Genomic DNA, 23,485 nt, shown 5'->3' with positions numbered 1-23,485 from the left:
GATGCCCGGCAGGATCCGGTAGCCACCCGCTAGGGGGCGAACGGGCCGCGGCCCAGCTGGGTGCGGACCGGGACCACCTCGGGGTTGACCACCGACCGGCGCTGCCAGTTCGCCCCGTCCACCACCAGCGTGTGCCCGGTGATGAACCGGGCGTACGGCGAGGCCAGGAAGGTGGCGGCCCAGCCCAGTTCGCGCGGCGCGCCGACCCGCAGCGCGGGCTGCCGGGCGTCCTTCGCGTCGGGCGCGGCGCGCTCCAGGCCGCCTCGGATGTCCTCGGTCATGTCCGCGTGCGGGAAGAGCCCGGGGACCAGCCCGTTGATCTGGATGCCGTACGGACCCCACTCGACCGCGAGCGTCTCCACCAGGTTCTTCACCCCGGCCTTCGCCGCGGAGCTGTGGGCGAACCCCGGCCCGCCCGTCCAGGCGTACGAGGCGCCGATGTTCACGATCGAGCCGGGGGTGCCCGCGGTGAGGTGCCGGCGGCCGAACTCGCGGGTCATGAACCACGTGCCCGTCAGGGTGATGTCGACCACCGCCCGCCAGGCGTTCGGCGAGAGGTCCTCCGCCGGTGCGGGGAAGTTCGCGGCCGCGTTGTTGACCAGCACGTCCGGCAGGCCGAAGGCCGCCTGCGCCGCGTCGAAGACCTCCGCGACCCGCTCGGGGTCCCGGATGTCGCAGACGGCGGCCGCCACCCGGCCCGCGCCGGGCACGGCCGCCAGCTCCTCGCGCGCCGCCTTGAGCTGCTCGGCGCGCCGGCTCGCTATCACCACGTCGGCGCCGAGCCGGGCGAATTCGGCCGCGATGGCCTTGCCCAGCCCGGTGCCGCCGCCGGTCACGAGGACCACCTGCCCGGTGTAGGTGCCGGGGGGCAGGGCGGCGGCGCCGAGCGCGGGTGGCGCGGGCAGCCCGCGCAGAGGGTTCTCCATGCGCCCATCGATAGCGTGTGGGCGCTCAGATCACCATGCCCGCACGGTGACCGGCCCCGGCGGGCCGGGACGTCCTAACTCCCCGGGTTGTACGCCTGCTTGGTCGCGCAGGTCCAGATCACCGGCTTGAGCTTGCCCTTCGCGTTCACGGCCGCCCCGCCGACCCGGTCGGCGTCGGAGGCCGCATCGGCCATGCTCGCCCCGCCCGCGGCCAGCCGCGGCAGGGCCTTGACCGGGCCGGAACCGGCCCGCAGCAGGGCCTGGTCCGGAACGGTCATCTCGTCCGGGTGGAACTTCGCCGTGCCGACGGCGAGGTTCGTCGTCGCGCTGATCGCCTCGAACGTGGCGTACGGGTGCGAGCCGAGACCCCCGGGAGAGGCGCCGGAACCGCCGACCGGGGGCTCCCAGACCCACGTCCGGTACTCGTGCCACGGTCCGGACCAGTCGTAGCCGACGATCCGGCCGCTCTCGTCGAGGTCTTGGACGTAGCTGTCGTTCATCGTGGGAGCCAGCAGCCGGGCGGCGCCGCCGTCCCCCGGCCACAGCACCGGGTGGGTGCCCTGCAGGTGCGCGCCGGTCTCGGGGACCTCGTAGTCCTGCGTGGCCATGCCGAGGATGTCACCGTGGTTGTTGATGCCGGTGACCATCGTGATGAGGGTCCCCGGGCCGGCGTCGGCCGGGACGGGCAGCTCGCGGACCTTCTGGCCGTCCTTCCAGACGGCACCGGGCCCGCTGTCCGAGCGGGCCACCACGTACCCGGCGTCATTGACGTCGGCCTCGTCGTCGTAGGCGTAGCTGTCCGGCAGCAACGTGATCGCCGCAGCGCCCGCCTGGTAGGTGAACAGGGAGTGGACGCCGGAGCCGTGGAGGACGCCCACCATCAGGCCGTGCGCGTTGACGGCGACCACCCGGCCCGACGCGTTCGGGTCGGTCAGCGGCACCCGGTGCACCGTGGTGCCGGTCCAGTAGGCGGGCTTGTAGCCGGAGGCGCCGACGGCGAGGTTGCCCGCACCGAGGTCGAAGACGCCCTGGCTGCGCTGCATGTCGCGGACGTACGACTCGTCCCCGAGCGTGCCGAGCACCTGGATCTTCGGCGTGCACTTCGCCTCGACGGCCGCGACGGCCCCGACCGCTTCGGCCGCCACGGCCGGGCCGGCCGCGGTGATCAGGCCGGCCAGAACGATTGCGGCTGCGGCCGCGGACATGCTTCTTCTCATGGAGTGGTCCCCCCTGGACAGGTGCTGTTCCCCGTTGAGTCATGACACGTGCACGCCACATATTGCCTGATCTTGAAACGGATGTGGCCTGAATGGCGCGTGTTGTTGCGCTACGGGGGCCCGGCACCCGGCGGATGGTTCCCAGGGAGGCAAGCGACTGCTTAGTATGCCCGCGGAGCGTGGTTCCCCGACGGCGGCTGGAGGCCCCGGATGCAGGCATGGCGAGTACATACCCCCGGCGAACCCCGAGAGGCCCTGCGCCTCGAAGAGATTCCCGAGCCGGTCCCGGGCGAGGGCGAGGTGCGGCTGCAGGTGCTCGCGGCGAACCTCAACTTCCCCGACGCGCTGCTCGTCCGCGGCCAGTACCAGATCCGCCCACCGCTGCCCTTCACCCCCGGCGTCGAGATCTGCGGCCTCACCGACGACGGCCGCCGCGTCATCGCCAACCCGAGCCTGCCCCACGGCGGCTTCGCCGAGTACGTGGTCGCGTCCGAGCGGTCCCTGCTCCCCGCCCCCGAGAGTCTGAACGACGCCGAGGCCGCGGCCCTGCACATCGGATACCAGACCGGCTGGTTCGGCCTGCACCGCCGGGCACGCCTCCAGCCGGGCGAGACCCTCCTCGTGCACGCCGCCGCCGGTGGGGTCGGCAGCGCCGCCGTCCAGCTCGGCAAGGCCGCCGGGGCCACCGTCATCGGGGTGGTCGGGGGCAAGGCCAAGGCGCGCACCGCCGAGGAACTCGGATGCGACCTGGTGATCGACCGTACGACGGAGGACGTCGTCGCCCGGGTCAAGGAGTTCACGGGCGGGCGCGGGGCCGACGTGGTCTACGACCCCGTCGGCGGTGCGTCGTACACCGCCTCCGCCAAGTGCGTGGCCTTCGAGGGCCGGATCGTCGTCGTCGGCTTCGCGAGCGGCGACATCCCCGCCCCCGCCCTCAACCACGCCCTCGTCAAGAACTACGCGATCCTCGGCCTCCACTGGGGCCTCTACGCGGCCAAGGACCCGGGCGCGATCGCCGCCTGCCACGCCGAACTGACCCGCCTCGCCACCGAAGGCACCATCAAGCCCCTGATCAGCGAACTCATCGCACTCCCCGCCGTCGCCGACGCCGTGCAGCGCCTCGCCGACGGCGCCACCACCGGCCGCGTCGTCCTGGCCATGCCCCGGCAGCCGGGTGTGTCCCGATGACCGCGATCACCGCCGAGCACCTGCGCACACGGGTCCGGGGCCTGCTCGCCGCCCACCCGCCCGCCGACACTGCCCGCGCCGACTTCCTGCGCGCCCGCTTCGACGCCGGACTCGCCTGGGTCCACTACCCCGAGGGCCTCGGCGGCCTCGGCGCACCCCGCTCCCTCCAGGCCGCCGTCGACGCCGAACTGGAAGCCGCGGGCGCGCCCGACAACGACCCGCGCCGCATCGGCATCGGCCTCGGCATGGCCGCGCCCACGATCCTCGCCTACGGCACCGAGGAGCAGAAGCAGCGCTTCCTGCGCCCCCTGTGGCTCGGCGAGGAGGTCTGGTGCCAGCTCTTCAGCGAGCCCGGCGCCGGTTCCGACCTCGCCGCGCTCGGCACCCGCGCGGTCCGCGAGACGGACTCCGGCGACTGGATCGTGGACGGCCAGAAGGTGTGGACCTCTAGCGCCCACACCGCCCGCTGGGCCATCCTGATCGCCCGCACCGACCCCGCACTCCCCAAGCACCAGGGCATCACCTACTTCCTCTGCGACATGCACGCCCCCGGCGTCGAGGTCCGGCCGCTGCGCCAGATCACCGGCGAGGCCGAGTTCAACGAGGTCTTCCTCACCGGCGTCCGCATCCCCGACACCCACCGGCTGGGCGCCGTCGGCGAGGGCTGGGCCGTGGCCCGCACCACCCTGATGAACGAGCGGGTCTCCATCGGCGGCATGCGCATCCCGCGCGAGGGCGGCATGATCGCCCCCGTCGCCGCAGCCTGGCGCGACCGCCCCGAGCTGCGCTCCCACGCCCTCCACCAGCGGCTGCTGGAACTGTGGGTCGAGGCCGAGGTCGCCCGCCTCACCGGCGAACGGCTGCGCCAGCAGCTGGTCGCCGGACAGCCCGGCCCCGAAGGATCCGGCATGAAGCTCACCTTCGCCCGGCTCAACCAGGAGATCAGCGCTCTGGAGGTCGAACTCCTCGCCGAGGAAGGCCTCCTGTACGACGACTGGACCATGCGCCGGCCCGACGGCGTCGACTTCACCGGCCGCGAGGCCGGCTACCGCTACCTGCGCGCCAAGGGCAACAGCATCGAGGGCGGCACCAGCGAAATCCTCCTCAACATCGTCGCCGAACGCGTCCTCGGCCTGCCCCCCGAGCCCCGCGACGACAAGGACCTCGCCTGGAAGGACCTGTCCCGATGACACAGCCGACACCGACGGCACCGCAGGCGGCGCCCGCGCCGACGGCAGCAACCGCGCCGACGACGCCGGTGGCCCCCGCGGCGCCGGCCGACCTGCTCTACTCCGGGACCGAGGAGGAGCTCCGCTCCGCCGTGCGCGCGCTCCTGACCGACCGCTGCGACGCGAAGAGCGTCCTCGCCCGGGTCGAGACCGACCGGCCGCACGACCCCGAGCTGTGGCGCACCCTCGCCGTCGGGATCGGCGCGGCCGGCCTCCTCGTACCCGAGAAGCTCGGCGGGCAGGGCGCGAGCCACCGGGAGGCGGCCGTGGTCCTGGAGGAGCTGGGCCGCTCCGTGGCGCCCGTCCCGTACCTGACGAGCGCCGTGCTCGCCACGGAGATCCTGCTCGGCTGCGACAGCGCCGAAGCCACCGCGCTGCTGCGGGAACTGGCCTCCGGCCGCACGGTGTGCGTACCGGCCGTGCCCCTGACCCTCGCCCCGGGCGCGCCCCTGCCGACCCCCGTCCGGGACCTCGGCGACGGGAGCCTGACCGGCACGGTCACCTCCGTGGCGGACGCCGTGGCCGCCGACGTCCTGCTGGTCCTGGCCGACACCGGGCTCTACGCCGTCCCGGCCGCCTCGGCGCGGCTGACCCCGCAGGTCCCGCTCGACCTGACGCGCCCCCTCGCCACCGTCACGCTGGAGGCGGCGGCGGGCACCCGCCTCGCCGATCCGGGAACGGCCCGGGCGGCGGTCGCCGGAGCCCTGCTCTCCGGGGCCGGACTGCTCGCCTCCGAGCAGCTCGGGCTCGCCGAGTGGTGCCTGACGGAGACCGTCGGCCACGTCCGCGGCCGCCACCAGTTCAACCGCCCCATCGGTTCCTTCCAGGCCCTCAAGCACCGCCTCGCCCGCCTCTGGCTCGACGTGGCCTCGGCGCGCGCGGCGGCCAGGGCCGCGGCCGACGCCCTGGCCACCGCGGCCCCCGACGCCCCGCTGACCGTCGCCGTGGCCCAGGCCTACTGTTCGGGCGTGGCCGTCCGCGCCGCCGAGGAGTGCGTACAGCTGCACGGGGGCATCGGCATGACCTGGGAACACCCGGCCCACCTGTACCTCAAGCGGGCCAAGGCCGACTCCCTGGCCCTCGGCACGGCGGGCCACCACCGCGGCCTGGTCGCGGACTTCGCGGAACTCCCCGCGCCGTAGCCCCGGCTCGCCCCCGCCCCGCCCCCGCACCGCCCGGGGCGGGGGCCGGCCGGGGAGACGGCCGAACGGCCGATGCGGGCGCGGCGCCCGGTGCGCCACCGTCGACGGGTCCCCGTACGCCCCGTGAAGGAGGCGTACGCCCCGCCCGTCCCCTGAAGGAGGCGCCGTGCTGCACGCCCTCTACCTCCTCGGCACAGCCGCCGTCGCCGTCTCCGCGGCCCTCGTTTTCGCGCTCCGGATGGCCGCGATCTTCGGCGACCTGCACCTGCCCCGCCTGCGGCGGACCGCCGGCCGATCCCTATCCTCGCCCCATGACGGCCATCATCACCGCGCTCTCGGCGACCGGACTGCGCGCCCACCGCGACGAACTCGCCTCCCTCCTGCTGGCCGTCGTCGACGGCGGCTCGTCCCTCGGCTTCCTCGCCGGCCTCGAGCACCGGGACGCCGCCGCCTGGTGGGACTCGCTGCTGCCCGCCGTCGAGGACGGCTCCCTGGCCCTGTGGGTCTCCCGCACCGGTGACGACGGCCGCATCGACGGCACCGTCAGCTGGTACCGGGAGACCAAGGCGAACGGCCGGCACCGCGCCGAGCTGCGCAAGCTGATGGTGCACCCGGCGGCCCGCGGCCGCGGCACCGCCCGCGCCCTGCTCGCCGAGGCCGAGTCGGCCGCGGCCCGCGCCGGGGTGGTGCTGCTGTTCCTGGACACCGAGACCGGCAGCGGCGCCGAGCGCATCTACCGCTCCGCCGGCTGGACCGAGGCCGGCACCATCCCCGACTACGCCAGCGACCCGGCGGGCCGGCTGCACCCCACCACCCTGTTCTACAAGCAGCTCCGCAGCGCCCACGGGTGACCTCGTCCGCCGCGCGGCGTTAGACCCCGTAGCCGCCGGCCACCGAGTGAGGGAGACCGTATGTCCGCCGCATCGCCCGCCGCACCCCTGACCCGCCGCGCGCTTCTCCGTACGGCGTTCACCGCGGCCGTGCTCGCCGGTACGGGTGCGGCCCTGGCCCCCGTGCTGCGCGCCCGGCGCCCCCGGCAGACCCTCACCCCGGCGCCGCTCGCCGAGGAGGAGACGTACCGCGGCCGCCACATCGCCGTCGACGTTGCCGGGGTCCGCATCGACGGGCGGCCGCTGCACGTCATGCGCCGGGCCGACGGCAGTTACCTCAGCGGGATCAACCACTTCCAGTCGTATCCGACCCCACTGGAACTGGCCAGGGCCGCCGTGGACGAGCTGGGCACGGCGCAACTCGCCCTCGCGGCACCGCACCACGGCTGACAGGCACACGGGAACGGGAGGAACCCCGCATTGCACACCCGGCAGAACCAGAAGAACCTCACCAGCGCCCAGAAGAAGCGCTTCACGGCGGCGGTGCTGGAGCTCAAGCGCAGCGGCGCCTACGACGCGCTGGTGCGTACCCACGACAAGTACTTCGTGCCGGACCGCGACCGCAAGCTGCGCGTCGGGCACATGTCCCCGTCCTTCTTCCCGTGGCACCGGCGCTATCTGCTGGAGTTCGAGCGGCAGTTGCAGGAGATCGACGCGGGCGTCAGCGTCCCGTACTGGGACTGGACCACCGACAGCAGCCCGGCCTCCTCCCTGTGGGCCGACGACTTCCTGGGCGGTACGGGCCGGACGGGCGACCGCAAGGTGATGACCGGGCCGTTCGCCTACGACAAGGGCAACTGGACGGTGACGGTGGGCATCACGGAGTCCGCCTTCCTCACCCGCAACCTCGGCCGGCCGCAGAACCCGATCACCCTGCCCACCGCGGCCGAGCTCCAGTGGGCGATCGACGATCCGACCTACGACGTCGCGCCCTGGGACTCCACGGCCACCGCGGGCGGTTTCCGCAACAAGCTGGAGGGCTGGGCGGCCCCCAAGAGCGAGCGCTGGCGCAACCACAACAAGGTCCACCAGTGGATCGGCGGCCACATGACGGGCGGCACGGCGCCCAACGACCCGGCGTTCTGGCTGCACCACGCCTTCGTCGACCTGATCTGGGACCGCTGGCAGCAGAAGCACCCCGGCTCCGGCTACCTGCCCGCCGCCCCCCTGGCCGTCGGCGACCTCCAGCGCGGCCGGGTGATCGCCCGCGACGAGCCGATGCCGCCGTGGAACATCACCCCTCGCGAGATGTCCGACCACCGGAGCCTGTACCGCTACGAATGACCGTGGCGGCGGGTACGGGAAAGGGCCCCCGCCGTCCGGCGGGGGCCCTTCCGTGGATCAGCCGATCACCCGATCAGGGGATCAGTGGCCGTAGTCGCCACCCTCGGTGTGGTGGTCGCTGCCGCCGCCGGAGGCGTTGACGCAGGTGTTGCCGAACGCCGGGTTCAGCAGAGCGATCACGTTCACGGTGTTGCCGCAGACGTTGACCGGGACGTGCACCGGAACCTGGAGCAGGTTGCCCGAGAGGACACCGGGGGAGCCGACCGCCGCACCGTGCGCTCCGGCATCGGCGACAGCCAGACCCGCACCGGCGACCACGGCGCTGCCGGTGACAGCGGTGATGGCGAATGCCTTCGCGATACGCGACATCAAGATCTCCTCATGAGATATGTGGGGCGCCACAGAATCTGTGGCATTTGACATGGCATACAACGCGGGGGCGGCCAAGGGGTCACGGCCGCTGCGCCTACCCGGTGACAGAAAACCGGACGGAGGCGAAGTACGGCCGCACCTGGCCGACCTCCCCGGGCCGCAGAACCCGCAGCACCCGGCCCGAACACCCGGGGCCCTCGAAGAGCGTCGCCGAGCCCCGGGTCCCGTTGGTGACGGCCCGGGCGCCGCCGCCCTCGGCCTCGACACACCCCTTCGGCGCGGTGAGGCCGTGGACCCGGTCGTCCTGGCCGACGTACTGGAAATCCGGGCCGGCGGCCACGGCCGGGCCGGACAGGAGCGTGGCGCCCGCGAGCAGCACGGCGACGGGCACGGCATGGTGGATACGCAGGAATCGCATGCCCGTCCAACCGGGCCGGACCGGGACCCGGTCACGCCTTGTCACCCCTGGGACGGCTGTGCGACCGTGCGACCGGCCCCGGCACCGCAGGAGGACCAGATGAGCGCAGAGCCCTACGGACACCGCCCGCGCGTCAGGACCGCGGGCGGTGTCGTGGAGGGCCGGACCGGCCCCGGCGGGACCGCCGCCTTCCTGGGCGTCCCGTACGCCGCCCCGCCCGTCGGCGCCCTGCGGTTCGCGGCGCCCGCGCCCCCGGCCGCCTGGGACGGCGTACGCGACGCCGCGGCCTACGGGCCGACCGCCCCCAAGGTGCCGTACCCGGACACGTTCGCCGCGCTGCTCCCCGACCCCGTGATCCCCGGCGACGACTGCCTGAACCTGAACGTGTGGACCCCCGACCCGGCCCCCGGCGCCCGGCTGCCCGTCATGGTGTGGATCCACGGCGGGGCGCACACCCGGGGCTCCTCGGCGGTCCCCGTGTACGACGGCTCCGCCTTCGCCCGCGACGGGGTCGTCCTCGTCTCCTTCAACTTCCGCCTCGGCGTCCTCGGCTACGGGCTCTTCCCCGACGCCCCCGTCAACCGCGGCCTGCTGGACCAGATCGCCGCCCTCACCTGGGTCCGCGACAACATCGGGGCCTTCGGCGGCGACCCCGACCGCGTCACCGTCTTCGGGGAGTCCGCCGGCGCCATCAGCATCGGCTCCCTCCTGGCCGCCCCGCGCGCGTCCGGGCTCTTCTCCCGCGCCGTGCTGCAGAGCGGAGCCCCCGAGGTCCTGCCGCGCGTCAGGGTCCGCGCCATGGTCCGCCGGATGGCCTCGCTGCTCAAGGTGGACGCCACCGCCGCGGCCTTCACGGCCACCGCACTGCCCGACCTGCTCGCCGCCCAGGGGGCCGTCCTGCGCCGATCGGGCCCGCTCCTCGGCGGACCCGCCTTCGGCCTGGTCACCGACCCGGACACGGTCCCCACCGACCCCCTCGACGCCCTCTGCGACCGCGCCGCCTCCACCGGGGTGCCACTGCTCCTGGGCTGGACGAGCGACGAGTACCGGCTGTGGCTCGCCCCCACCGGCGGGATGCGCCTGCTGGACCGGCTGGGCCCTCTCTCGGTGGCGCTGGCCCGGGCCCACGCGGGCAAGGACCGGGCGGCCGTACGGGCGCTGCGCACCGCCCTGCCCGCCGCGACCCCCGCCGAGCTGGCCGGGCAGCTGCTCACCGACCGGCTGCTGCGCGACCCGCTGCGCAGGCTCGCCGGGGCACGGCGGGCGGCGCCGAGCTTCCTGTACGAGTTCGGCTGGCCCTCCGGCCTGCCGGGGCTCGGCGCCTGCCACGCCCTGGAGCTGGGCTTCGTGTTCGACACCCTCGCGGCACCGGAGGCCGCCTGGCTGGCCGGGGCGCAGCCCCCGCAGGCGCTGGCCGACGAGATGCACGCGGCCTGGGTGCGGTTCGCGGTGGAGGGTGATCCGGGGTGGGCGGCCTGGAACGGCGACGGCCCGCCGAAGATGTTCGGCGGGCCGTCGCTCGATCCGGAGCAGGCGCCGGTGATTACTCGACCGGTCCTTCCATGACCTTGCTGATGTACTGGATCGGCCCCTCGCCCATGTTCGGGACGTAGGTCTTGGCGTTGTGCTGGCCGCCCTTGATGACCCTCAACTCGGTGTGGACCGGACCCTTGTTGCCGTAGGTCGCGATGAACTTCTGCACGTCCGGCAGGGTCTTCTTGTTGTTCTCGCTGTCACCGACCTGGAAGGCCAGGTACACGTCCGGCCCCTTGGTGTCGATGAGCTGCTTGGCCAGCAGCTCCGGGTTGTTCTCCGCCTTCTCCTTCTCGTGGCCCTTCCACAGGGAGGAGTCCGGGACGATGTCCGGACCGGAGGCGATCACGGCCTTGAACTTGTCCGGGTGCTTCAGCACGGCCTTCAGGCCCGCGAACCCGCCGGTGGAGGAGCCCATGAAGGCCCAGCCGTCACGGGACTTGACGGTCCGGAAGTTCGCCTTCACCAGGTCCGGCACGTCCTCGGTCAGCCAGGTGCCCATCTTGGGCTGGCCGGGGATGTCGGAGCCGTCCCAGTAGATGCCCTTGTCGTCCGGCGCCGGGTTGAGGACCGGCATGGCCAGGATGAAGGGCTTGCTCTTGCCCTCGGTGTACCACTTGCTGATGCTGGTCTGGAGGCCGAGGTCGGTGCCCATCCAGTAGTTGCTGGGGTAACCGGCACCGCCCGGCAGGGCGATCATGACCGGGAAGCCGCTCTTGGCGAACTTCGGGTCGTTGTACTCCTTGGGGGCCCAGACCCAGACCTTGCCCTTGAAGCCGGACTTCTTGCCGTCGAGCGTGGTGACGGCCACGTGCGTGCCGTCGGGGAGCGTCATCGAGTTCTTGAACTCGGCGGCCGGCCCGGTCGGCATGAGCATCTTGGAGTTGGCCGGCGGCGGAGCGTCGTCCTTCTTGCCGCCTCCCGCAGGCCCCTGCCCGAACGACACCGCGGAGCCCTTGTCCGTGAAGGGGGGTATCTCGTAGTGGTTCAGCACGAGCGCGGCCGTGCCGGCGAGCGCGAGGACGGCGGCGCCGGCTATGAGCCAGCGGCGTCCCTTGCGGCGGCGCGGCGGCTCCTCGGGGTAGAGGTCCTGCGGTCCGTACCGCGCCGTCTGTTCGTACGGGTCCTGCGGTGCGTACTGCGCCTGCTGCCCGTACCGGTCCTGCTGCCCCTGGGGCTGCCGGTGCGGCTGCTGTCCGTACGGCTGGGCGTACGGGTCGCCGTGGGGCGGCTGCGGTATCTGTCCTTCCGGCCGGTACGGCTGGTACTGCTGCCCGTCGGGTGCGTACGACATGTGCGGTGGCTCTCCGGCTGGTGCTGCCCCAGAGGGGCGGGGTGGTCTGACTGCTGGGTCCTTCCGTTCGAAGGATGAACGAAAGCATGTCAGGGTTCCGCACTTTTCCTTCTCTTGGGGTGCCCTGGGGGAGGCCATTGCCCGGCGCCCGCAGGGTCGGTGGAGTTCACGGTCCCGCCCCCGTCCATGCCTGGCCCTTGTGGATCCCGCTGGGTATGGTGCTCCCGCGCCGCCCCCGGAATCCCACCCCGCCCCGGAGTCCTCCCATGACGCTCCAGCGCCGGATCCTGATCCTGGCCACCGCCGTGGCCCTGCTCGCGGCGGTCTGCGTACTGGCCGTCGTACGGGCCTCCTCGCGCGCAGACGAGAAGGACCACGCCCGGGCCGGCGGCCCGCAGATCGCTCCGGGTGCGGTCTCGCTGGCACCGGGCGACGGCGGCCGGCGAATCGTGTTCCGCAACATGGCGTGGGGGCCGCACCGGGACGAGCTCGCCACCGTCGCGGCCGGCGCGCCCGGGGGGACCCGTACCGCGTCCGGGGTGAGCTGCCTGCGCTTCCACGCGGCCGGGGGCACCGGGATCTGCCTCCAGGCGGACCGGAACGGCGTCCAGGAGGGCTATCGGGCGCTCGTCCTCGACGCACGGCTGAAAGAGATCTCCGCACACCCACTGGGCGGGGTCCCCACCCGGGCGCGGGTCTCGCCCGGCGGGCACCTGGCCGCCTGGACCGTCTTCGTCGGCGGGGACTCGTACGCGGGTACGGACTTCTCCACGCGGACCTCGGTGCTCGACCTGCGCACGGGCCGTCTGGAGGCCTCGCTGGAGGAGTTCACGATCCTCAAGGACGGCAGGCCGTACCGCGCCGCCGACGTCAACTTCTGGGGGGTCACCTTCACGGCCGATGAGCGGACCTTCTACGCGACGCTCGCCACCGGCGGCCGCACCCACCTGGTCCGCGGCGACCTGGCCGAACGCAGCGTGACCACCCTGCGCGAGAACGTCGAGTGCCCGTCGCTGTCGCCCGACGGGACCCGGCTGGTCTTCAAGAAGCGGGTGCCGGGCCTGCCGGCCGAGGCGCCCTGGCGGCTGTACGCGCTGGACCTGGCCTCCGGCGCCGAGACCCCGCTGGGTGAGGAGCGGAGCGTGGACGACCAGGTGGTGTGGATCGACGAACGGACCGTCGTCTACGCCCTGCCGGGGGACTTCGGCGCCGACCTGTACGCCCTGCCGGCCGACGGGAGCGGCGCACCCGCCCGGCTCATGGACTCGGCCCTCGCCCCGGCCTTCCTCGGGTGAGGAGGCCGCGGCGAGGGCCGGGGCAGGACCGTTTTTCCGCTCGTGCGGCCGACCCGCCGCCCTACGCGGGGACGAGGGTCTTGCGGCGGCGCTTGCGCTGCGCGCCCGCCGACAGCCTCAGCTCGATGATCGACCGTACGGCCGGCCACTCCTCGTCGAGGATCGAGTAGAAGGCAGTACTGCGGACGGCGCCGTCGAGCCCGCGCGAATGGGCCCGGCGGACCCCCTCGCAGGTGAAGCCCAGACGTTCCATCGCGGCCCGTGACCGGCCGTTGCGCGCATCGGCACGCAGCGAGATGCGCCGCACCCCCCAGGTCTCGAAGGCATGGCGGAGCATGAGCAGCTTCGCCTCGGTGTTGATGCCGGTGCCCTGGGCGCCCGGGGACAGCCAGGTATTGCCGATCTCGGCGGCATCGGGGATCGCCGTCGCCGGATCGCCGAACGGGACGCCGGGCACGGCGGGCCAGACCAGAGGCCCTTGCCAGTAGTCGAGTTCCAGGAACCGGGTCGAACCGACGACCCGCCCGTCGGTGGCTCTGACCACCGCGAACGGGAGCGATCGACCCGCAGCCTGATCGGCGAGGGCACGGTCGATGTACTCGTGGGACGCCTGCACCCCGTGGGGTACGGGAGTGAAGGCGTAAGTCGTACGATCCTCGGCCCCGGCCACGGCCAGAGCCTCGGTGTGGTGGGGGGCGAGGGGCTCGAGCCGCACGGTGCGGCCCGCGAGGTGTACGGGTACGGGCACGGAGCCTTCGGTCCTTCTGGGCGGTGGGGTGGTTGCACAGTCTGCGTCCATGACGTCGCCCCCCGTGCAAAACACGAGTGAAAGGCAACCGGCTGTCAGGTGAACGCGAGTGGCTCAATGTAGCCCCTAAAAGTCCTCTCATGAACCCCCAATTTGGCAATGGCGTGACACCGATTTCCGATGACTTCGGTCCCCGCTTCCGAGCGCCCGTAATCCTGATCAACGGACATCCCTTCCACCGCACGACGCGGGCCCCCCGGACGGCCGCGCCGACCACCGCCGGGAACCGTGCGAGCACCTCTGACCTGCGGATATACAAGGAAAGCCCGAGGGTCCCGGGCAGGGCGCGGCGGGCGGATCCCACGGACGGTCCCGCCGCCACGCCGACCGGTCCGGGCGTCGAACACGTGGTCGTCGGTGGTGTGTCCGTGGACGGTCGGATCGCCGGGGAGGTACGACTGCGCCACCCGGGTCTGCTACGGGCCCCGGCGCCCTGCCACACCCCGCCCGATCCGGGCCCCGAGCCACTGGGATCATTGCGGCCATGGACGACGTACTGCGGCGACTGGCCGCCGTGGGGCCCTTCTTCACCGTCCCGTACGGGACGGAGCCGCCCGGCCCCGGCTTCCGGCCGCTCACGGCCCTCTACGGTGAGCAGCTCGCGCCGTACGTGGCCGAGGTGGGGAGGCGGATCGGCAGCGGCCCCGGCCGGGTGGCCGCCTCGACCGCGCAGTTCGGGATCGTCTCCCGGCTCTGGTCGCTCGGGCTCGGGTCCGCGGCGCTGGGGGGCCGGGTACCGGACCTGTCCGCCGACCGGGTGTGGTGGCGGATGCCGGACGCCGGGTCGCTCCAGCTGTGGCTGCCCGAGCCGGGACCCGGCCTCCTGGCCGAGGAGCTCGGGCGGAACGTCCTGGCCAACCTGGCCGTGCTGGACGCGGCCCTGCGCGAGCGCTACGGGGTCTCCGCGCAGGTCCTGCGCGGCAACGCGGCGTCCGGGCTGGTCGGGGCACTGCGGGTGCTGATCGACCGGGTTCCGGGCGGCGCGGCCGTGGAGCTGGCGGGCGCCCTGCTGGCCGACGGCGGGGCGCTGGCGGGCACCGGCACCTTCATCCACGAGGAGGGGCTCGGGGTGGCCTTCGAACGGCGCAGTTGCTGCCTCTACTACCAGGTGCCCGGCGGCGGGCTCTGCGGGGACTGCGTGCTGCGCACCCGGCGGCGGCCGGACCGGCGGCGGGCCTGACCGCACGGGCCACCGCAGCACGCGTCACCGCCGCACGCGGCCGTTCGGAGCAAGGGAGCGCGCGCCGCACCCCGACCCGCCACGGGCCCGGCGTACGGTCCGCTGCATGACCGCTCGCACCCCCCACCGGCCCGCCGCGCTCACCCGCCGTGCGGCCCTCGCCGGGCTCGCCGCGGGCGCCGGGGCGCTCGCCGCCGGCGGCACTGCCCGCACCGCCGCTGCCGCGCCCAGGCCGTCCACGAAGGCCGTCGATCCCACGCCCGGGGCGATGCAGCTCTTCGACGACCCCGGCTTCAACTTCGCGGGCCTGCTCGCACTCGGCGCCGCCGGGATGCGCGCCTCCGAGGTGGGCGAGGTACTGACCGCGGTCAACGCGATCAACGCGGCCGGCCTGTCCGAGCAGACCTTCAGCGACACCTTCCGTTCCTGGGGCGACCGGCTCGCCGCGCCCCCGGCCGCCGGCCGCCACGGCCACGAGGCCCCCTCCCAGACCCGCCGCTTCCGCTCCCTGCGGGCCGCCCAGTACTACGCGCAGGCGTTGTTCTACGTGCTCGGCACCGACCACCCCGGTGACGAGGAGGCCGTCTACCTGGCCGGGCGCAAGGCCTGGGACACCTTCACCCGGCTGTGCTCACCGGCCGCCGTCCGCGCGAAGGTCCCGTACGGCCGGACGCACCTGCCGGTCTGGTTCTTCCGCCCGGACGGTCCGGCCCGGCCGCGCCCCACCGTGATCCTCACCAACGGCAGCGACGGCCAGAACCTGGACATGTGGACCTACGGCGTGTCCGCCGCCCTCGACCGGGGCTGGAACGCCCTCGTCTACGACGGCCCCGGCCAGGGCCAGCTGCTGTTCGTGGAGGAGATCCCCTTCACCACCCGCTGGGAGAAGGTGGTCGCCCCGATCGTCGACTGGCTGGAGGCCCGACAGGACGTGGACAGCGGCCGGATCGCGATCACCGGCCTGAGCATGGGCGGGAACCTCGTCGCCCGCGCCGCCGCCTTCGAGCACCGGCTCGCGGCCGTCGCCTGCCAGCCGGGATGCGTCAGCCCCTGGCTGGGCTTCGACGCGGAGCTGCGCGCGATCATCACCCCCGACAAGGAGGAGACCAACCGGGTCTGGAACGAGGACGTCGTCCCGGAACTGACCCCGCAGCTCGCCTTCACCGTCAAGAAGCGCTTCGAGATCTTCGACCGGCAGGCACTGCGCCAGGCCCGCGAGGGCGTCGTGCTCACGGACGTCTGGACCCCGGCGCAGGTGGCCATGGGGCTCGACATCACCGAGGTGGTGGGCAGGATCAAGGCCCCGACGCTCGTCCTGGACTACGACTTCGAGCTGTTCTACCCGGGCCAGCCGCAGCAGATGTACGACCTGCTGCGCACGCGGCGCGAGTACGTGAAAATGACGGAGGCCACCGGGGCGCAGTTGCACTGCTCCCCGATGGCCCCGCAACAGCACTGCGACGTCGTCTTCGACTGGCTCGCCGACGTCCTCCGGCGCAGTTAGTACTCCGCCGGAACCTCTAGAAGGTCAGGTTCCAGGAGTCGATCCTGCCGGTGTCGCCGCCGGCGTTGTCGTTGACCCGCAGCTTCCAGGTGCCGTTCGCGACCTCGGAGGAGGCGTTCACGGTGTAGACCTGGTTGATGTTGTCGGTGCTGCCGCCGGCACGGTTGTGCACGGTGTAGACGGTGCCGTCCGGCGCGATCAGGTCGACCTTGAGGTCACCGATGTAGGTGTGCACGACGTTCACGCCCACCTTGAGGGTGGCCGGGGCGTTGCCCGTGACACCGCTGACGGTGATGGGGCTCTCCACGGTGGCGTTGTCGCCGATGGCGAAGTCGCCGGCGTTCTCGAAGTACTTGCCGGGCGGCGGGGTGCTGCCGACGGCCTTCAGCGCGTCGACCTGGCCCTCGCCGAAGAAGCCGTTCTTCGCCGTGGTGCCCTTGCAGCGGCCGTCCGACGGGCAGGCGACGTCGCTGGCCTGGGTGGCCAGCTTGTCGCGCAGCTGCGCCGGGGTGATGCCCGGGTTGGTGCTGGCCAGCAGGGCCGCCACACCGGCGACGTGCGGGGACGCCATCGACGTACCGCTCATGGAGCCGTACTTGCCGCCCGGCAGGGTGCTGTAGATGCCGGTCGCGTCACCGCCGGGCGCCGTCACGTCGACGACGTTCAGGCCGTAGTTGGAGTACGAGGCCTTCGCGGTGGTGCCCATCGCCGAGACCGTGACCACGCCCGGGAGCTCGGTCGGGATGTCCAGGCAGGCGTTGGTGATGGTGCGGGTGACCGGCGTCGAGTCGTTCGGGCTCTCGGTGTCGGTCGTCTTGTTGGCCAGGTCGATGTTGGAGTTGCCGGCCGCCGCGACCTGCAGCGAGCCCTTGCCCTCCGCGTATTCCTGGGCGCGCTTGACGCCCTCGATGATCGCGGCCTGGTCGGCGTTGTCCGGGCAGTTGAACTGCCACGGGTCCGTGTAGTAGCTGTTGTTGGTGACCTTGAAGCCGTGGTCACCGGCCCACATGAAGCCGCAGACCGTGTTCTCGGCGAAGAAGAGCGAGGAGGTCGGCTCGGCGATGCGCACCGAGGAGATCTTCACGCCCGGCGCGACGCCGATGACGCCCTTGCCGTTCTTGGCGGCGGCGACCGTACCGGCCACGTGCGTGCCGTGGGTGCCGACGTCCCGCCAGGCGCCGGAACGGGTGTCCGGCTTGCCGTAGGCGCAGGACGCGGAGTCCGCCGCGTTGAAGTTCGGGGCCAGGTCCTGGTGCTGGTCGTCCACACCGGTGTCCAGGATGCCGACCTTGACGGAGGCGGAACCGGTGGTCACGGCCCAGGCCTGGTCGGCCTTGATCTGGGTCATGTCCGCGCGGACCGGCTCGCCCGAAGGCGTCGTGGACTGCGCCGGGTTGGCGGGCAGCGCCGGGTTGTAGGCGTCCGCCGGCACGTCGGAGGTGCGGGTCGCGCCGACCTGCTGGACCCCGCTCACACCGCGCATGGTGGTGGCGAAGGTACCGGACGCGGAGTGGGCGATGATCACGCCGATCGCGTCGTAGTGGTTGAACACCGTGCCGCCGTTGGCGGTGACGGCGCTGCGCACCGCCGTGGTGTCACCGGGGGCGGTGATGACGAGGTAGGCACGGGTGCCGGCAACCCAGGTCGCACTCTGGGAAGTCGGGGCCGCAGCCTTGGGGGCCGCCGCGGGGGCGGGGGCCGAGGAGCCGTTCGGCGCGACGGGGGCGGTGCCGGCGAGTGCGGCGGGGGCCCCGAAGGCGAGTGCCGCGCCGAGTGTGGCGGCCAGCACGAGGGTACGTCGAGGTCGGCTGGATATGTGGGGTATCAATGCGTCCTCCGAAGACCCGGTGGTCAGGCCGGGTCGAACGAAACAAGTGGTGGACGCAAGATGTCATGCACACAGCCTGTTACGGAAGTACCTTTTACAGCCTGGGGGTTCGGTTATCGGTGGCCGAATACCGACTATGGGTGCAAGTGGGGAGAATGCGGCGGGCCGACCGGGCTGGGCACCGTGGGGGCGAGCCCTGCCCGGTCGGCCCGCGGGGGCGCACCGGCTAGACCGGTACCCCGTCCTTGGGGTTGATCGAGGGCTGCGGTACGGAATTCGGGGTTCCGTCGGATGCGTCGCTCCCGGTGGCCCCGGTGGCCCCGGTGGCCCCGGTGGCTCCGGTGGCTCCGGCGGGCTGCGAGGGTTCGCCCTTCTGCTGTGCCCCGTGCCCGTCGTCGACGAGCGTGCTCTCGTCGAAGGGCAGCCGTCCCGCGAGGACTTCGGAGGCCCGTGCGTGGTCGAACTCCTTCGTCCAGGTCCCGATCAGCACCGTCGCGACCGCGTTGCCCGCGAAGTTCGTCAGGGCCCGGGCCTCGCTCATGAACCGGTCGATGCCCACGATCAGGCCGACGCCGTCCACCAGTTCCGGCCGGTGCGACTGCAGCCCGCCGGCGAGGGTGGCCAGGCCCGCACCGGTCACCCCGGCCGCGCCCTTCGAAGCGATGATCATGAACAGCAGGAGCGAGATCTGCTCGCCCAGCGCGAGCGGCTTGCCCATCGCTTCGGCGACGAACAGCGAGGACATCGTCAGGTAGATGGCGGTCCCGTCCAGGTTGAAGGAGTAGCCCGTCGGCACGGTGATCCCGGTGACCGGCCGCGAGACCCCCAGGTGCTCCATCTTCGCGATCAGCCGCGGCAGCGCCGACTCCGAGGAGGAGGTCGAGAGGATCAGCAGGAACTCCCGGCCGAGATAGCGCAGCAGGGCGAAGACGCTGACCCCGGTGCACACCCTCAGCAGCGTGCCGAGGACCACGAACACGAACAGCAGACAGGTCGTGTAGAAGCCGATCATGATGACGGCGAGGGACTTCAGCGCGTCGATGCCGGTGGCCCCGACCACCGCCGCGATCGCCCCGAAGGCGCCCACCGGCGCCGCCCACATGATCATCGCGAGTACCCGGAACACCAGCTTCTGGATGTGCCCGATGCCCCGCAGCACCGGCTCGCCCGCCGCGCCCATGGCCTGGAGGGCGAACCCGCAGAGCAGTGCCACCAGCAGCGTCTGGAGCACCTCGCCCCCGGTGAACGCCGACACCATCGTGGTCGGGATGATCCCGAGCAGGAACTCCGGCGTGCTCTCCGCCCCGCCCGCCTTGGCCTGCGCCTCACCCGCACTGCGCGCCGCCTCGGTCAGGTGCAGCCCGCTGCCCGGCTCCAGCAGGTTGCCCACCAGCAGACCGATGGCCAGGGCCACCGTGGACATGACCATGAAGTAGCCGAGGGCGAGCCCGCCCACGGCGCCCACCTTGGCGGCCTTGCGCACGGATCCGATGCCCAGCACGATCGTGCAGAAGATCACCGGCGAGATCATCATCTTGATCAGGTTGACGAAGCCGGTGCCCAGCGGTTTGAGCTCCACGGCCACGCCGGGGGCGGCGAAGCCGACGGCGATGCCGAGCAGCACCGCGCCGATCACCGCGATGTAGAGATAGTGCGTTCTGTCGCGTCTGGCGGCCACGATGCCTCCCGGTGGTGATTGCGTTCGGGGAGACCATCGCCCAGGGCTGTGACCCCGGTCACCCTTGCGTTCATTGAGTTCACGACCCGGTGCACACTGAGCGCCATGTTCCGCTTCCCTCGACCCCCGCGCAGCCTCGCCGGCCAGCTCTTCGCCATGCAGGTGCTGCTGGTCGCCGTGGTCGTCGCGGGCTGCGCCGTCTTCGCGTATGCGACCGCCCGGAGCCAGGCCGAGGAAGCCGCCCGCCGCCAGGCCGGGGCGGTGGCCCTCGCGGTCGCCGACTCCCCGTCCGTGCGCGAAGCCGTACGGGCGGCCGTAGGCGGGACCGACCCGTCCGTCGCGCTCCAGCCCTACGCCGAGCAGGTCCGCGTGGACTCCGGCGTGAACTTCGTGACGATCATGTCCCCCGAGGGGCGGCGCTGGACCCACCCCGACCCCCGCCGGATCGGCGAGCCCTTCATGGGCAACACCGCCCGGGCGCTGCGCGGCGAGACCTTCAGCGAGACGTACACCGGCACCCTCGGCCCCTCCATCCGCGTGGTGACCCCGCTGCGGGACGAGGGCCGCACCGTCGGCCTGGTCAGTGCGGGGATCACCGTCCGCACCATCAGCGACCGGCTCGCCACCCAGCTCTCCGCCCTCGTCTGGGTCGCGGGCGGCGCCCTCGCCCTCGGCGGGGTGGGCACGTACGTCGTCAACGCGCGGCTGCGCCGCCACACTCACGGTATGAACGCGGCCGAGCTCAGCCGGATGTACGACTACCACCAGGCGGCCCTGCACGGAGTCCGCGAGGGGCTGCTCATGCTCGACGGGCAGCGCCGGATCACCCTGATCAACGACGCCGGACGCGAGCTGCTGGCCCTGCCGGGCGATGTCACCGGTACCGGGGTCGCCGACCTCGGTCTGCCGGCCCCGCTCACCGGGGCCCTGCTCGCCGACCGGCCCCGCGTGGACGAGGTGCACCTGACCGCCGACCGGGTGCTGGTGGTCAACAGCTCGCCGGTCGCGGGCGGCGGCCGCCGCGGCACCGTCGTCACCCTGCGCGACCACACCGAACTCCAGGCGCTGACCGGCGAGCTGGACCACGAACGGGGATTCACCCAGGCGCTGCGCTCCCAGGCCCACGAGGCCGCGAACCGGCTGCACACCGTGGTCTCGCTCATCGAACTCGGCCGCGCGGACGAGGCGGTGGACTTCGCCACCGCCGAGCTCGAACTCGCCCAGGCGCTCACCGACGAGGTGGTCACGGCGGTGGGCGAGCCGGTGCTGGTGGCGCTGCTGCTGGGCAAGGCCGCCCAGGCGCACGAGCGGGGCGTCGAGCTGGTGGTCACCGCCGACAGCCGCAGCCTCGCCGAAGGGGGCGGGCTGCCGCCGGCCCGGGACCTGGTGACCGTGCTGGGCAACCTCATCGACAACGCGGTCGACGCGCTCACCGCCGTACCGGGCGCGCGGATCGCGGTGACGCTGCGGCCGGAGCCGCAGGGGCTGCTGCTGCGGGTCGCGGACAACGGACCCGGGCTGCCCGAGGGCGTGGACGTCTTCCGCCGGGGCTGGTCCGGCAAGGGGGAGGGCCGCGGCCTCGGTCTCGCACTGGTCCGGCAGGTCGCGGAGCGCTACGGGGGAGCGGTGGTCGCCGCGCCGGGCCCGGGCGGCGGGGCGGAGTTCACCGTCCGCCTGCCGATGGCGCCCGCAGCCGGGGCGGACCCGCGGGACCCGGGCGACGTGGCCGATCCGGCGGACGCGGCCGATCCGACGGACCTGGCCGACCCGGCGGACGCGGCGGACCCGGTGGACGCGGCGGGCTCGCGGTGAGCGCGGGCGAGGTGCGCGTGCTGGTCGTCGAGGACGATCCGGTGGCGGCCGACGCGCACGCGCTGTACGTCGGCCGGGTGCCCGGCTTCACGGCCGTCGGCGCGGTCCACTCGCTCGCCGAGGCCACCCGCTTCCTGGAGCGGACCCGCGTCGACCTGCTCCTGCTCGACCTCGGCCTGCCCGACGGGCACGGCCTGCGCTTCGCGCGCGGGCTGCGGGCCGCAGGTCATCCCGTCGACGTGATCGTGGTGACCTCCGCGCGGGATCTGGCCGTGGTCCGCGAGAGCGTCTCGCTCGGCGTGGTCCAGTACGTACTGAAGCCGTTCGCCTTCCCCACCCTGCGCGAACGGCTGCTGCGCTACGCCGAGTTCCGCCAGGCGGCGGGCGAGGCAGCCGGCCAGGACGACGTGGACCGGGCGATGGCCGCCCTGCGCGCACCCCGCCCGGCCGAGCTCCCCAAGGGGTTGAGCGCGCCCACCCTGGACCGGGTCGCCGCCCTGCTGCGGGCGGCGCCCGAGGGACTGACGTCGGCGGGGACGGCCGAGGCGGCGGGGATCTCCCGGATCACCGCGCGCCGGTACCTGGAGCACCTGGTGGACACCGGCCGCGCGGACCGGACCCCCCGGTACGGCCAGGTCGGCCGCCCCGAACTGCACTACCGCTGGCTGGCCGCGGCCACCGGCTCGGTGTCGAAGGTGTAGAACTTCCGGTGGTCCAGCATGTCCGCCGGGGTCACGTTGTTCCAGGGCCGCATGGTGTCGTTCAGGTCGACGACGTTCTGCGTGCCCGCGCCCGGCAGGTACGTGGACTCGGGGTGCTTGGCCTGCCATTCGGCCCACAGCTTGTCGATGAAGGCGTGGTGCATCCAGAACACCGGGTCGTTGGGGGAGGCCCCGCTGGTCATCTGCCCGCCGACCCACACGTGCACCCGGTTGTGCAGGTTGGCGCCGCGCCAGCCCTCCAGGTGGTTGCGGAAGCCGTTGGAGGAGCTGTTCCAGGGCGCCATGTCGTAGACCGGCATGGCGAGGACGGCGTCCACCTCGGCCCTGGTCGGCAGCTGGGCGACGGAGGCGCCCAGATCGCGGCGCAGGTAGGCGCGCCCGTCCACCCGTACGTTTATGTTCCACTTGCCCGTCGCGTACGCGAACGGGCCGTCCATGACCTGGCCGTCACGGGCCCGGCCGGTGCCGCCGAGGAAGTCGGGGGCCCAGAGGGAGGAGCGGGAGGTGCGGTCCGCCGTCCAGTCCCAGTACGGCAGCGCGAGGCTCGCGTCCACTTTCTGCAGCGCCTCCTCGAACTCCAGGAGGAAGCGCCGGTGCCACGGCAGGAAGGAGGGGGAGCGGTGGCCGACCCGGTCGCCCGAGTCGGTGTCGCTCATGATGAAGCCGTTGTGGGTGGTGACGAAGCGGTCGTAGCTGCCGTTGCGCTTGAGCTCCTGCAGGGCCGAGGTGAAGGCGCGCTTCTCCGCGGGCGTCAGGGTGGCCTGGTTCTTGCGTACGGTCATGCCGCACCTCCGAAGGGAACGAGGGCGGCGCCCTGAAGATCGCGGACCGCGGCACGGGCGAGGAGCTTCGGCTCGGCGAAGGTCTCGTAGTGGTTGATCACGCTGATCCAGGTGCCATCGGCGTTGCGCATGATGTGCAGTTCTCTGCCGTCTATTCGGACGGTGGGTTGGCCCGGGGAGTGGTGGCCACCGTGATGGCCGCCACCGCCCGGGGTGATCTGGATACGACGGCCCTGGTAGACCTCGTCGACCGTGCCCGGGGTGGTGGGCTCGGCGGGGGTCGCGGCGGCGCTCGTGGCGCCCGCGGCGGCGGCGGTCAGACCAAGGGCGGTGAGAGCACCGGCAGTTGCCCCCAGGGCCTGACGGCGAGTGATCTTCTTCAT

The 23,485-nt window shown here is 73.0% G+C and carries 22 protein-coding genes; 12 read left to right on the top strand and 10 right to left on the bottom strand.

The window, feature by feature from the left end; genetic code table 11:
- Positions 1–29: 29 nt before the first annotated feature.
- Positions 30–926: an SDR family oxidoreductase gene (locus B6R96_RS02625; RefSeq protein WP_030390520.1), complete on the bottom strand. Its 897-nt coding sequence runs from the start codon at positions 924–926 to the stop codon at positions 30–32.
- A 74-nt stretch (positions 927–1,000) separates the two neighbouring features.
- Positions 1,001–2,131, bottom strand: a complete 1,131-nt coding sequence (locus B6R96_RS02620) for a hypothetical protein (RefSeq protein ID WP_081521410.1) — start codon at positions 2,129–2,131, stop codon at positions 1,001–1,003.
- Between the two features lie 222 nt (positions 2,132–2,353).
- Between B6R96_RS02620 and B6R96_RS02615 the strand changes: the two genes are divergently transcribed.
- The 6 genes from B6R96_RS02615 to B6R96_RS02590 all read left to right on the top strand — a co-directional run bounded on the left by B6R96_RS02615 (position 2,354) and on the right by B6R96_RS02590 (position 7,876).
- The gene (locus B6R96_RS02615; RefSeq protein WP_079407261.1) at positions 2,354–3,331 is read left to right on the top strand and encodes an NADPH:quinone oxidoreductase family protein; all 978 of its coding nucleotides are present in this window, start codon (positions 2,354–2,356) and stop codon (positions 3,329–3,331) included.
- Complete coding sequence (locus B6R96_RS02610) at positions 3,328–4,521, top strand: acyl-CoA dehydrogenase family protein (RefSeq protein WP_081521409.1); 1,194 nt, start codon at positions 3,328–3,330, stop codon at positions 4,519–4,521. Before B6R96_RS02615 ends, B6R96_RS02610 begins: the two co-directional genes overlap by 4 nt.
- Entirely contained in the window at positions 4,518–5,702 is a 1,185-nt protein-coding gene (locus tag B6R96_RS02605; RefSeq protein ID WP_081521408.1) for an acyl-CoA dehydrogenase family protein, read from the top strand. The genes B6R96_RS02610 and B6R96_RS02605 overlap by 4 nt, the downstream gene beginning before the upstream one ends.
- A 311-nt stretch (positions 5,703–6,013) precedes the next feature.
- Positions 6,014–6,553, top strand: a complete 540-nt coding sequence (locus tag B6R96_RS02600; RefSeq protein ID WP_053702694.1) for a GNAT family N-acetyltransferase — start codon at positions 6,014–6,016, stop codon at positions 6,551–6,553.
- A 60-nt stretch (positions 6,554–6,613) separates the two neighbouring features.
- Positions 6,614–6,982 carry a tyrosinase family oxidase copper chaperone gene (locus B6R96_RS02595; protein ID WP_030384795.1) on the top strand — a complete coding sequence of 123 codons (369 nt, stop codon included), beginning with the start codon at positions 6,614–6,616 and terminating at the stop codon, positions 6,980–6,982.
- A gap of 30 nt (positions 6,983–7,012) precedes the next feature.
- Positions 7,013–7,876, top strand: a complete 864-nt coding sequence (locus B6R96_RS02590) for a tyrosinase family protein (protein ID WP_081521407.1) — start codon at positions 7,013–7,015, stop codon at positions 7,874–7,876.
- An 81-nt stretch (positions 7,877–7,957) separates the two neighbouring features.
- Here B6R96_RS02590 and B6R96_RS02585 read toward each other — a convergent pair whose 3' ends face one another.
- Positions 7,958–8,245: a chaplin gene (locus tag B6R96_RS02585; protein ID WP_030384797.1), complete on the bottom strand. Its 288-nt coding sequence runs from the start codon at positions 8,243–8,245 to the stop codon at positions 7,958–7,960.
- Between the two features lie 97 nt (positions 8,246–8,342).
- On the bottom strand, positions 8,343–8,666 hold the full coding sequence (locus B6R96_RS02580) for a hypothetical protein (protein WP_081521406.1): 324 nt from the start codon (positions 8,664–8,666) through the stop codon (positions 8,343–8,345).
- Positions 8,667–8,765: 99 nt separating this feature from the next.
- On the opposite strand from B6R96_RS02580, the gene B6R96_RS02575 reads away from it, so the two are divergent.
- A complete protein-coding gene (locus B6R96_RS02575; protein WP_081521405.1) occupies positions 8,766–10,232 on the top strand; it encodes a carboxylesterase/lipase family protein in 1,467 nt (488 codons plus the stop codon).
- On the opposite strand, the gene B6R96_RS02570 is transcribed toward B6R96_RS02575, so the two are convergent.
- Entirely contained in the window at positions 10,210–11,493 is a 1,284-nt protein-coding gene (locus B6R96_RS02570) for an alpha/beta hydrolase-fold protein (RefSeq protein WP_081521404.1), read from the bottom strand. The two genes, B6R96_RS02575 and B6R96_RS02570, sit on opposite strands and share 23 nt — an antisense overlap.
- Positions 11,494–11,759: 266 nt before the next feature.
- Here B6R96_RS02570 and B6R96_RS02565 point away from each other — a divergent pair, with 266 nt between their 5' ends.
- Positions 11,760–12,788, top strand: coding sequence for a hypothetical protein (locus tag B6R96_RS02565; protein WP_081521403.1), 1,029 nt, complete (start codon positions 11,760–11,762; stop codon positions 12,786–12,788).
- A 61-nt stretch (positions 12,789–12,849) separates the two neighbouring features.
- Here the strand turns inward: B6R96_RS02565 and B6R96_RS02560 are convergent, their stop codons facing one another.
- Positions 12,850–13,536 (bottom strand): GNAT family N-acetyltransferase, encoded by a 687-nt coding sequence (locus B6R96_RS02560; RefSeq protein WP_030384802.1) that lies wholly within the window; start codon positions 13,534–13,536, stop codon positions 12,850–12,852.
- Positions 13,537–14,080: 544 nt separating this feature from the next.
- Between B6R96_RS02560 and B6R96_RS02555 the strand changes: the two genes are divergently transcribed.
- Together B6R96_RS02555 and B6R96_RS02550 are read left to right on the top strand one after the other, a co-directional pair.
- The gene (locus B6R96_RS02555) at positions 14,081–14,776 is read left to right on the top strand and encodes a (2Fe-2S)-binding protein (RefSeq protein WP_081521402.1); all 696 of its coding nucleotides are present in this window, start codon (positions 14,081–14,083) and stop codon (positions 14,774–14,776) included.
- 106 nt (positions 14,777–14,882) lie between these two features.
- Positions 14,883–16,280 (top strand): alpha/beta hydrolase family protein, encoded by a 1,398-nt coding sequence (locus tag B6R96_RS02550; RefSeq protein ID WP_081521401.1) that lies wholly within the window; start codon positions 14,883–14,885, stop codon positions 16,278–16,280.
- A 16-nt stretch (positions 16,281–16,296) separates the two neighbouring features.
- On the opposite strand, the gene B6R96_RS02545 is transcribed toward B6R96_RS02550, so the two are convergent.
- Positions 16,297–18,069, bottom strand: coding sequence for a S8 family peptidase (locus B6R96_RS02545; protein WP_081521400.1), 1,773 nt, complete (start codon positions 18,067–18,069; stop codon positions 16,297–16,299).
- 265 nt (positions 18,070–18,334) lie between these two features.
- Positions 18,335–19,786 (bottom strand): cation:dicarboxylate symporter family transporter, encoded by a 1,452-nt coding sequence (locus tag B6R96_RS02540; protein WP_081521399.1) that lies wholly within the window; start codon positions 19,784–19,786, stop codon positions 18,335–18,337.
- Positions 19,787–19,942: 156 nt separating this feature from the next.
- On the opposite strand from B6R96_RS02540, the gene B6R96_RS02535 reads away from it, so the two are divergent.
- Together B6R96_RS02535 and B6R96_RS02530 are read left to right on the top strand one after the other, a co-directional pair.
- The gene (locus B6R96_RS02535; RefSeq protein ID WP_081524937.1) at positions 19,943–21,598 is read left to right on the top strand and encodes a sensor histidine kinase; all 1,656 of its coding nucleotides are present in this window, start codon (positions 19,943–19,945) and stop codon (positions 21,596–21,598) included.
- Complete coding sequence (locus tag B6R96_RS02530; protein ID WP_030384808.1) at positions 21,595–22,299, top strand: response regulator; 705 nt, start codon at positions 21,595–21,597, stop codon at positions 22,297–22,299. The genes B6R96_RS02535 and B6R96_RS02530 overlap by 4 nt, the downstream gene beginning before the upstream one ends.
- On the opposite strand, the gene melC2 is transcribed toward B6R96_RS02530, so the two are convergent.
- Both melC2 and melC1 read right to left on the bottom strand, forming a co-directional pair.
- Positions 22,254–23,102, bottom strand: a complete 849-nt coding sequence (gene melC2 / locus B6R96_RS02525; RefSeq protein WP_053176590.1) for a tyrosinase MelC2 — start codon at positions 23,100–23,102, stop codon at positions 22,254–22,256. The genes B6R96_RS02530 and melC2 overlap by 46 nt on opposite strands.
- Positions 23,099–23,485, bottom strand: a complete 387-nt coding sequence (gene melC1 / locus B6R96_RS02520) for an apotyrosinase chaperone MelC1 (protein ID WP_081521398.1) — start codon at positions 23,483–23,485, stop codon at positions 23,099–23,101. The genes melC2 and melC1 overlap by 4 nt, the downstream gene beginning before the upstream one ends.

The organism is Streptomyces sp. Sge12, assembly GCF_002080455.1.
Lineage (GTDB): Bacteria > Actinomycetota > Actinomycetes > Streptomycetales > Streptomycetaceae > Streptomyces.
Note: the sequence above shows the minus strand (reverse complement) of the source record. Positions and strands in the feature narration are given on the sequence as shown.

Bases quoted from the DNA above. Each gene is read 5' to 3' on its own strand.
- B6R96_RS02605 (WP_081521408.1), top strand. From the start codon at position 4,518: ATGACACAGCCGACACCGACGGCACCGCAGGCGGCGCCCGCGCCGACG.
- B6R96_RS02555 (WP_081521402.1), top strand. From the start codon at position 14,081: ATGGACGACGTACTGCGGCGACTGGCCGCCGTGGGGCCCTTCTTCACC.
- B6R96_RS02580 (WP_081521406.1), bottom strand. From the start codon at position 8,666: ATGCGATTCCTGCGTATCCACCATGCCGTGCCCGTCGCCGTGCTGCTC.
- B6R96_RS02565 (WP_081521403.1), top strand. From the start codon at position 11,760: ATGACGCTCCAGCGCCGGATCCTGATCCTGGCCACCGCCGTGGCCCTG.
- B6R96_RS02535 (WP_081524937.1), top strand. From the start codon at position 19,943: ATGCAGGTGCTGCTGGTCGCCGTGGTCGTCGCGGGCTGCGCCGTCTTC.
- melC1 (WP_081521398.1), bottom strand. From the start codon at position 23,485: ATGAAGAAGATCACTCGCCGTCAGGCCCTGGGGGCAACTGCCGGTGCT.
- B6R96_RS02625 (WP_030390520.1), bottom strand. From the start codon at position 926: ATGGAGAACCCTCTGCGCGGGCTGCCCGCGCCACCCGCGCTCGGCGCC.
- B6R96_RS02620 (WP_081521410.1), bottom strand. From the start codon at position 2,131: ATGTCCGCGGCCGCAGCCGCAATCGTTCTGGCCGGCCTGATCACCGCG.
- B6R96_RS02550 (WP_081521401.1), top strand. From the start codon at position 14,883: ATGACCGCTCGCACCCCCCACCGGCCCGCCGCGCTCACCCGCCGTGCG.
- B6R96_RS02600 (WP_053702694.1), top strand. From the start codon at position 6,014: ATGACGGCCATCATCACCGCGCTCTCGGCGACCGGACTGCGCGCCCAC.
- melC2 (WP_053176590.1), bottom strand. From the start codon at position 23,102: ATGACCGTACGCAAGAACCAGGCCACCCTGACGCCCGCGGAGAAGCGC.
- B6R96_RS02615 (WP_079407261.1), top strand. From the start codon at position 2,354: ATGCAGGCATGGCGAGTACATACCCCCGGCGAACCCCGAGAGGCCCTG.
- B6R96_RS02575 (WP_081521405.1), top strand. From the start codon at position 8,766: ATGAGCGCAGAGCCCTACGGACACCGCCCGCGCGTCAGGACCGCGGGC.
- B6R96_RS02585 (WP_030384797.1), bottom strand. From the start codon at position 8,245: ATGTCGCGTATCGCGAAGGCATTCGCCATCACCGCTGTCACCGGCAGC.
- B6R96_RS02610 (WP_081521409.1), top strand. From the start codon at position 3,328: ATGACCGCGATCACCGCCGAGCACCTGCGCACACGGGTCCGGGGCCTG.
- B6R96_RS02595 (WP_030384795.1), top strand. From the start codon at position 6,614: ATGTCCGCCGCATCGCCCGCCGCACCCCTGACCCGCCGCGCGCTTCTC.
- B6R96_RS02570 (WP_081521404.1), bottom strand. From the start codon at position 11,493: ATGTCGTACGCACCCGACGGGCAGCAGTACCAGCCGTACCGGCCGGAA.